Source organism: Epibacterium sp. Ofav1-8 (assembly GCF_022348185.1).
Taxonomy (GTDB): domain Bacteria; phylum Pseudomonadota; class Alphaproteobacteria; order Rhodobacterales; family Rhodobacteraceae; genus Epibacterium.
Genome location: NZ_JAKRFD010000018.1, coordinates 83,389 through 91,249 on the forward strand (window position 1 = coordinate 83,389; position 7,861 = coordinate 91,249).

Annotated in this window: 7 protein-coding genes and 1 pseudogene; 2 read left to right on the forward strand and 6 right to left on the reverse strand. The window is 60.6% G+C overall.

Features of this window, described 5'->3' with window-relative positions; translation table 11 throughout:
• Window positions 1-179 precede the first annotated feature (179 nt).
• The 4 genes from repB to MHM97_RS21570 form a co-directional block, all read right to left on the reverse strand.
• A complete protein-coding gene (repB, locus tag MHM97_RS21555) occupies window positions 180-1,190 on the reverse strand; it encodes a plasmid partitioning protein RepB (RefSeq protein WP_239325499.1) in 1,011 nt (336 codons plus the stop codon).
• Window positions 1,187-2,392 carry a plasmid partitioning protein RepA gene (gene repA, locus MHM97_RS21560; protein WP_239325501.1) on the reverse strand — a complete coding sequence of 402 codons (1,206 nt, stop codon included), beginning with the start codon at window positions 2,390-2,392 and terminating at the stop codon, window positions 1,187-1,189. The genes repB and repA overlap by 4 nt, the downstream gene beginning before the upstream one ends.
• 446 nt (window positions 2,393-2,838) lie before the next feature.
• Entirely contained in the window at window positions 2,839-3,552 is a 714-nt protein-coding gene (locus MHM97_RS21565) for an IS6 family transposase (protein WP_239325503.1), read from the reverse strand.
• 67 nt (window positions 3,553-3,619) lie between these two features.
• Window positions 3,620-4,717, reverse strand: a complete 1,098-nt coding sequence (locus MHM97_RS21570) for a tyrosine-type recombinase/integrase (RefSeq protein ID WP_239325505.1) — start codon at window positions 4,715-4,717, stop codon at window positions 3,620-3,622.
• Window positions 4,718-4,873: 156 nt separating this feature from the next.
• Between MHM97_RS21570 and MHM97_RS21575 the strand changes: the two genes are divergently transcribed.
• A complete protein-coding gene (locus tag MHM97_RS21575; RefSeq protein ID WP_239325507.1) occupies window positions 4,874-5,758 on the forward strand; it encodes a DUF1403 family protein in 885 nt (294 codons plus the stop codon).
• Window positions 5,759-5,760: 2 nt separating this feature from the next.
• Window positions 5,761-6,357, forward strand: a complete 597-nt coding sequence (scpB, locus tag MHM97_RS21580) for an SMC-Scp complex subunit ScpB (RefSeq protein ID WP_239325509.1) — start codon at window positions 5,761-5,763, stop codon at window positions 6,355-6,357.
• 95 nt (window positions 6,358-6,452) lie between these two features.
• On the opposite strand, the gene MHM97_RS21585 is transcribed toward scpB, so the two are convergent.
• Entirely contained in the window at window positions 6,453-7,292 is an 840-nt protein-coding gene (locus MHM97_RS21585) for a hypothetical protein (RefSeq protein WP_239325511.1), read from the reverse strand.
• Between the two features lie 113 nt (window positions 7,293-7,405).
• Window positions 7,406-7,861 (reverse strand): annotated as a pseudogene (locus MHM97_RS21590) (ISKra4 family transposase); the annotation flags it as partial.

Below are 7,861 nucleotides of genomic sequence, written 5' to 3' on the forward strand. Positions count from 1 at the left end.
GTTTCATTCACGAAGACAAAGAAATCCCGTTCTGCGAATCAAATTTGACTTGCAGTTCCAGGCTCCTGACACTAGCTTGAAGTTGCTAAACACAAGTCAGGGTCTCGTGGAGCGATGTCTTTGCGGGACCTTTTCTTTTGTCTGCTCGTGCCTCCTTTCCTTACTCTGCTCTTATTTTTTTATTGGTCTTCAGACCGTTGCAGCCAACGGGCATGAAGGTCTGCGATTAGGTGCTGGGCCTCGGCCTCGACCCAATCGGCAAATGCGCCCTCCGCCAGATCAATCTGCACGCCCTTTGCGGTGCGGCGAATGCTGCCAGTTTTCTCCCCATTCAACGTCAAGGCGCGCGGTTTTTTGCGCGCAGGCTTGGCGGCGGTGCGTGCCGGGGTAGGGGCGGCGGGCAGGGCTTTCATCACCGCCTCAAAGGCGGCGGTCGAGGTTTCTTGCGGGTCGTTGCCGCGCCCGTCGATCACGGCGATGCTGGCATCGGTGTGGACCCGTTCTGCGACGGCAATCAGCTGCGCGGAATCCACATCGGTTTCCGCCAATGCACGGCCCAGATCGTCCCAGCGGGGGCGGCCGATGTTGGGCGCGGGGCCAATGGCGCGGGCCAGATCAATGCCCACCGCATCCAGAATGGCCATCGCCATCGACACGGAGGATTTGGTCACGGTCAGCACCTCGGCCACCTGTGACTGGTTGCCAAAACCGGATTCAATCAGTTCCCGCGCAAAGATCGCACGTTCGATGAATGTCAGATCGCGGCGCGCCATATTCTCGGTGATCTGGGCGCGTACGGCGCTGTCGTCATCCATGCTGGCGACAAGGGCGCGGACCTTGCTGACCTTGTTTGAATGGCGGATCGCCTCCAGCCGGCGGCGGCCATAGACCAGCAGATAGCGGTCTGCATCACTTGGATCACGGCGCACAAGGATTGGCACGGTCTGGCCAGAAGTTTCAATGGATTCAATCAGATCGGCCACATCACCGGGGGCGAGGCGGTCCTCGATCCGCAGGTCGGTGATGGCATCTGGATCAAGCTCCCAGACATGATGGGAATCCACCGCATCACGCGCCGCGCGCAGGGCGCGATTGGTCGACATCATCGATCCCCCGGCGGTGGCGGAGGGCCCTCCCGCTGCTGCGAGACTGTCGAGCATGGACATGCGTTTTTTCTTGCCGGTGGTCATTTGCGCCCCCAGGTCTGCTGGATCAGGTCGGAAATCTCATCATTGACCGCATTGATGCTCTCGATGGCGCGGTCATAGGTGGACCGGGTGAAGGCGGAGCGCTCCACCTCGTAGAGGGTCTGTTTGGTGAGGCCCGCGTCGGAAATCGCGGTGGATTTCAGCATCGGCGCATTGAGCACCTTGTCGCCATACATGGTGCGCAGGAAGGCCACGATACGGTTTTGCGGCGCGTCCGAGGGCTCGTAGCGGGTGAGCACATAGCGCATCCAATCATGCGACATGTCGGCGCCGCTTTCGGCAATCACATCCATGAGGTCGGCGGTCATGCGCAGGAATTGCGACATCGACATCACGTCGAGCATTTCGGGGTGGATGGTGACAAGCACGCCGGTTGCGGCGGAAAGCGCGGACATGGTGAGAAAACCAAGCTGCGGCGGGCAGTCGATCACCACCACATCATAGTCGCCGTCCACCTGTTCGAGCGCCTGTTTGACCCGGAAGAAGAACAGCCCCGCCTGACCCTGCGCCAGCGCGCGGGGGGTTTCGTGCTCGAACTCCATCAGCTCCAGATTGCCGGGGATGAGGTCGAGGTTGGGGATATAGGTCTTGCGGATCACCGAGGCGATCGGGGCCGGGTCATCATAGCGAATGGCATCATAGAGCGTGCCGCCATCCTGCAGGTCGACCTCGGGCTGCACACCATGCAGCGCGGTCATCGAGGCCTGCGGGTCGAGGTCGATGGCCAGCACCCGGTAGCCACGCAGGGCGAGCCGCTGGGCCAGATGCGCCGAGGTTGTGGTCTTGCCGGAGCCGCCTTTGAAGTTCATCACGCCGATGATCTGCATGTGGTCGCCCTCGCGGCGTCCGGGCAGGTAGTCACCGGGCTTGCGGGCGGTTTTCTCAAGGAGATGGCGCAGATCCAGCATGTCCTTCACAGAATAAAGCCGCCGATTGCCCGGTGTCAGCTCGGGCGAGGGGCCTTTGCCATCCAGATGCAGCTTGCGCAGATAGCTGTCATTGACGCCCAAAAGCGTCGCCGCCTCGCCAGAGGTGAACTTGCGCATCATCTTGGCGGCGTCGGGGGGGAACAGGCTTTCGCGTTGGTTGTGCAATTGGGTGGCCAGCCATTCGGAATGCTCCCGAATAAGCTGGTTGAGATCCTCATGCAGCGCCTCTGCTGCCGGAGACTGGTTCGTTGCCATTGCCGTTCTGCCCTCGTATCCTGTGTTACGGATGCAAGAGCGTGCGGGATTAGAGCCTAATACGGATCATTTTCTGCAGCCTGCCGCCGTGTTCACGGAAATCGACGTTTGTTGTTATCTTTCCGTGACTATTTACCGTTGAGTAGGATTCGTGCAAGGGTTTTCTGGGTAACTTATCCACATGAACAGAATTCTTATGCTGGAAACACCGCATACAACATCCAATGCTGAAGGACTGACGCCCGACCTCCATCCAAACACAGTCAAGCCGCCAGCCGATGGGCGACCAACCGGCGCTGTCATAGGGCATTTGGCAAGATGGCAGGTAGCCTGATGTTGGACGCGGCGCTGATCCAGCGGCTTCAGAGCGAAGTTCGCGCAACTTCATCACCGTGGACATTGCCAACTTGCTTGCGCGTGATTGAGAAGGGTGAGGCCAGTTCCTGTCAGACGTTCATTTCTGCAATATAACCGTCCCAGAGGCCGAAAGCATCGGTTCTGGCATGACGACGGTATGAGACGGTGGAGAGTTGATGGCGGCGGGGTCGAAAAACGGTGTTGATCTGGTCGTGAGCGGCAAGGAACCTTTGCGCTTGCTTTGGCGACTTGAAGCGCCCCATGAGCTTTTCACGCTTTCGAGTGGGTCTGTGTGATCCTTCGATCCGATTATTCAACCCTTTGTGTGCTCGGTGATCCGCACCCGGCGCAAGATCGCGGATCGGCTTGAAATAGCTTTGCAACTTATCCGTGATCACAACACGGGGTTCGCCGAATTGTGAAATCAGCCGCTTCAGAAAGCGCCGGGCTGCCTTAGCACTCCGCCGTGGTTGCACGAGGATATCAGGAGTATCTCCGTTCGCATCCACGGCCCGCCAGAGCCAGCGTTTCCGACCGTTGGTCGGGCTGACCACTTCGTCCAAATGCCATTTGTCGTCCGGGGCTGGCCGGTCTCGCCTGATGCAATTCGCGAAATGGCCGCCAAAGCGGTTGACCCATTGCCAAATCGTTTCCCGACTGACCGTCACATCGCGTTCTGCGAGCAGATATTCAACATCGGCAGTGCTAAGCGCAAATCGGTGGTAGACCCAGACGGCATAGGCGATGATCTCACGCGGAAACCGAAAGCCCTTCAGGCGAGGCATCTTGGACGGCATCTTCATGCGTGAGGCCTAACCAGTTCAGAACGCGCAAACAAGTTGGCAATGCCGCAACGAAGCTTGATCGCAATCAAAGTCCTGCAGCCTTGGTCAGGTTCACGCGGAACCGGTCGCGCCGGCGCTGATAGCGCCGTGTCATCTCGGCCGAGGCGTGTCCGAGCTGCTTTTGGACGTAGCGTTCATCGACTTCGGCCGAACTGGCAAGACCGGCGCGCAAGCTGTGGCCCGAAAATAGGGCAAGGCGGTCTTTCTCGGGGAGGTCTGACCGGATGCCGGATTTCAGGACGGTGGTCTTGATCAGGCGGGCGACGTGTTTGTCGGAAAGGCGAGATTCGAGCGCTTTCTTACCGTCACGCGACGTTCGAACGAACACTGGCCCGAAGTCGATCTTCGCGAAGTGCAGCCATTGTTCGAGCGCATGGACCGGGCAGGTCTGCTCGGATGACCCGCGCCCGATCTCGACCTCGCGCCAGCCGGTTTTGGCGTTCAATGTCAGGATCACGCCATCCTCGAGGATCTCGGTCCAACCGCCACTGTCGGGAGTATCATCCTTGCCGACGTCCAGGCTGACGATCTCGGAGCGCCTGAGACCGCCAGCGTAGCCCAAGAGCAAGATCACCTTGTCCCTGAGCCCGCGTAGATCGAAGGGGAGGGTGGCCACCATGGTGAGGATATCCTCCGGCAGGATCGCTTCTTTCTGAACCGGTGGGCGTGCGTGCTTGCGTTTGATCCCCGCGAGGACCGTGGCGATGTGGCGGTTCTTGCGGTCGAGGGTGAAGCCGCGTTGCGCGTAGTTCCAAGCGAGACCGCACAGACGACGGTCGATGGTTGAGACGGTTAGGGCAGGGGCGTCGTTGGCTGGCGCGGCTAAGTCGGTTAGGTAGAGCCCGATCATTTCTGGCGAGGGCGGCAGAGGATCGGTTCCCTTGAGCCTGCACCAACGCGCAAAGTGCTTCCAGTCGGCCGCGTAGGCCTTGTTCGTGTTCTGGGCCGTCGAAGCCTTGGCATAACCCCGAGCGGTGTCCACCAACCGGTCGAGTGTGCCGGCCCCCGCGACATGGGAGGGCAGGGCGATGCCATCGCATTCTTCTTGATCTCTCTCGTCGAGGGGAGAAACTTCAAACGTGTCGGAGGTCGTTGAGGTTGGTTTCTCGTTGTTTGACGACATCTTTCCCCCGAAAAGCGGTATTTCTGAGATTGTTTCGCAGCATATCTTTATATGTCCGATAATTCAAACTTATTGGACGTGAATGGCAATAGCGAGGTGGGGCGGTTTGTGCATCATATTGTGGACGAAAGCGCCGTCGCAATGTAGATTTCGAGCATGACGATTGCCCGAGCGGATCACATCAGCGACCTCGACACGCTACCCCGGATGCCCGCCTGGGTCACCTCCGTACGTGCTGAAACCCTTGAAGATGTTGCGTTTTTGTCGGGCGCCGCCTTGAACCACCTGCATCTTATGTTGGGACGCGAGGAGGTCTCCCACGCCTTGTTGCGTGATCGCCTCACGCTGCGTGCGGCCGCCGCATGCGTTGCGTTCTCTGGACGGCCGGAGCGGGAAGCGGAGTTGCGCAATGCGGTGCACCTGTTGCGCCCCGGCGACCTGCCGGGACCGGCGGGGGAAATCTATCTGGCGTGGCGGCGCGCGGTGGAGCGGCCGGTGTCGATCAAGGCTCTGGGTCGGGCCTTGCCGGCCCTCGAACCGGGCCAGATCGCCACATGGCTCGATGTGGGGAGAGGCGCGCCGGTGACCCGGGCCGCGATGGTGTTGGAGGCGGTGCTGCGCGAGGCGCCGCGCGCAGACGTCGCAGGGCTGATCCTCGCGGATGCGGCCCTCGCGCAGGCACTCGGCTGGGATCATCTCGTGCCGCTGCTGGCCCCAGGCCTGAAACGGGCTGACCTGCGCAAGCAATGCGATGAACTTCGCTTCGCCTGTCATCGCGCGCTGATCTCCTCGGCAGTCGAGGCCGTGCGTCTCTCCACCGACCTCGCGCGTCGGGCGGCGCATCTGAAGGCGGTCGCGCCCAAGCTGCGGGCGAAAGGGGCGGGCGACGCGGTCGAGATGTTCCTGAACCGCGATGCCGTGGCGCCTTCGGCGTTGCCTTTGCCGGATCGCGCCGCGCGGCGGCTCTGCGACCGCCTGGTCGACCTCGGCGCCGTACGCGAACTGACCGGACGTGACACCTTCCGGCTCTATGGGGTGTAGCGATGGCGAAGGATCGCTCGGAACCTGACATAGACCGCGAATTGGCCGACCTGCTGCCTGAGCTACGGTGGCGCGAATGGATGCGCCGGATCGAGGCGGTGCTCTTTGCCTCAGCCTCGCCGGTGCCGCGCGACGATCTCGCCCGCGTGGTCGGGCAGGGGGCCTCGGTCGACTTGCTGGTCGAGGACCTTGCCGCCGATCTGGAAGGGCGGGCCTTCGAACTCGCCAAGGTCGCTGGCGGCTGGATGTTGCGCACGCGCGCCACCTACGCCCCCGCGATCCGCGCGGCGGCAGATGTCGGTGAGAAGCTTCTCGATCTGAGCGAATTCGACGTCGCGGTGCTGGCGGCCATTGCCTACCACCAGCCGATCACGCGCGACGGGCTCAAGGACATCTTCGGCAAGGAGATCAGCCGTGACCTGATCGGACGGCTGCATGCGCGCGACTTGATTGGGACCGGGCCAAGGTCGCCTCGACGCGGCGCGCCCTATACGTTTGTCACGACTGAGCAGTTCCTGGTCGCCTTCGGGTTGGAAAGCCTGCGCGATCTGCCAGAGCGGGAGCAGTTGGAGGACGCAGGTCTGGATGGCGGGTCATAGGAATGGTGGCAGGCTGGCGATTCCCGTATTGGCCAAACGGTGAGGCATGTCGTGGACATTTCGTGACGCTCCCAATCGTGACTTGTTGAGACAGCTCAGGCTTCGATCCTGAGCCCTCTGAACAGAGCTTCCCAAGGGTCGCCATCCGCGGTCATCGCGCCCGGTTCCAGGTTTGCCAAGTTCTCGTCGATGACTCCGTTGTGGTAGTTCTTGAGCCAGCTGTACTTGCGCTGCACCGTCGCGTTGGGACTGTCGGCGAGACCGCTCTCCACCAATGTTTTGTGCCTACCCAGAAACTCGATCCAGTCGGCGTATTCGCCGTCGAGCTCGCTGAGACTGGCGCGAAGATAGTCTACGTAGTGGAGGCCTGACTCGTCTTGGCGCAGGAGGTTGTTCAGGTGACGCTCTTCATCCTCATAGGAATGTCCTTCCCGCCAGAGCGTTTGGTCCTGCCGGTGGCGTTCGATGACATCTTCATGGATCGCAATGCGTGGGAAGATGACCTCGCCTTCTTCCATGAAATAAGCCTGAACGAGGGCAGGCCCAAACACCGGACCACTGAAGTCGATGCCGAGATGCATGGGGCCGATCGTCATCGCGCCGCGCACCAATATGCCATTTGCCACGCATTCGATCTGGATGTGCAGCAAATCGATGAGTTCCCAGACCAAAGGCCCGGCCTGGTACTGAGTTTCAATGGTTCTGGTTCTCACGATCGCGTCAGACACGATCTCGGCATGGACTTCGCTGATCATCCGCATTTCATCGGAACGGGTGGGCGGCGTGGCATCCCCTTCGGATACCCGACGAAACATCGAAAGCAGGTCCCTAATCTCTGCTCCGCTTCGCGTTTGCAGGAGGTTCCTGAAGCCGAGGACATCAAAAAAGGTCACAAGGCATTCTTCGTAGTCGGGGTCGTTCTCAAAGTCTATCATCTCTGATCCATCTTCAGCCGAGGAGTTTCTTCAGCTCTTCCCCTTGGGCGGCATGCTTCACGGGGTTTTCTGCTTTCAGCTTGTTCACGTTGGGAGTGGGCAAAACTTGGGGGTCATGCGGCTGCTCTTTGGTAGGCTCCGGTTAGCCGACCGTCGAGAACGGCGGCGCGGACAACAGCCACGCGGTGGGCTCCCGTGGGTGACCATCTCATGCGGCGTCGCTTTCCCATGCGGGTGTTGCCGATGTCGTCCACGCAGCCCTCAGCCCGGGACGAAGAAATCGGAAGACCCGTGCGGTGCCGCCGACCATAGTCGGTCAGGTTGTCCATGTTGTTCGCAAGGTAGGAATAGAGGTCTCGGCACCGAGCTTGCACGCGCCGAGCCGCTTCAGTCACCACGCGGTCATCTGTAACCAGCCGCGCGCAATCGACCATCAACCATTGTAGACTGGTCGTGGCCGTAAGAACTTTTCCATGCCAAAGGTACCATCGCAGCGTTTCGGCCGGACGTTTGAACAGCACTTGAATGCCGGAGAAGCTTTTGCTCTGCAGCAGGCCCTTTATAGCGTT